The sequence below is a fragment of the Butyricicoccus sp. genome, from assembly GCF_050872565.1.
GTDB lineage: Bacteria > Bacillota > Clostridia > Oscillospirales > Butyricicoccaceae > Butyricicoccus_A.
On the sequence record NZ_JBNMHC010000533.1, the window covers coordinates 1 to 1,030 of the forward strand.

The window sequence follows — 1,030 nt, forward strand, 5'->3', positions numbered from 1 at the left end:
CTCAATGTACGCCTCACAGCCAACATCTTCGCCGGACAGTGCGCGATAGGACACAACGGTATCCATAATCGGCTTCAAGTTCGGGTTGATAATCGGCAGATCCAAGCCGCACCACATCGCCTGTGTCAGGAAATTGGTTGTGATATTATTTCGCTCCGGCAGACCAAACGAAATGTTGCTGACCCCCAGCACGCAATGCAGTCCCAGCTTTTCATGTACCATGCGGACAGCCTTGAGGGTCTCCACTGCCTGCTCCTGCTGGGCAGAAATCGTCAGCGTCAGGCAGTCAATCAGCACATCTTCCTTCGGAATACCGTGCTGCATGGCTTCCTGCATGATCTTTTCCGCCATGTCAAACCGCGCCTGTGCCGTCTGCGGAATACCGGATTTATCCATCGTCAAGCCGACTACTGCCGCGCCATACTTCTTGACAATCGGCAAAATCGTATCCAGCTTATCCTGCTCTGCATTGACCGAGTTGACAATCGCACGGCCGCTGCACGCGCGCAGACCGGCCTCAATCGCCGCCGGATCCGACGAGTCAATTTGCAGCGGCAGAGAAACGACACTCTGCACTGCCTTGACTACAGCCGTCATCATTTCCGCCTCATCAATGCCCGGCAGACCTACGTTAATATCCAAAATGTCTGCACCGGCGTCCTGCTGTTCAATCGCGCGCTCCATAATATAATTGAAGTCACGCTCTCGCAGTGCCTGCTGGAAGCGTTTTTTGCCGGTCGGATTGATGCGTTCACCAATGACACGCACGCCGCCAAAATCCGTCATATGGCTCGCAGAGCACACGCCGCGCTTGCGCACCGGACGAATATCTTCTTTGGCATCCGGCAGTGCTGCCAATGCCGCGATAAAGTCCGGCGTTGTTCCGCAACAGCCGCCCAAAATCGAGACACCCAGCTCCGGGAATTTTGCCATCTGTCTGCCAAATTCCGCCGCATCCATATCATATCCACCGGTTGCCGGATCCGGCAGACCGGCATTCGGCTTGACAATCAACGGCTTGTCCGTCCAC

1 protein-coding gene is annotated in these 1,030 nt (G+C 55.3%); it reads right to left on the reverse strand.

Going from position 1 to position 1,030, the window contains the following annotated elements; genetic code table 11:
* Positions 1-1,030, reverse strand: a 1,030-nt coding sequence (locus ACR0P9_RS13150) for a dihydropteroate synthase (protein ID WP_432620866.1), incomplete at both ends; no start/stop codon positions are given.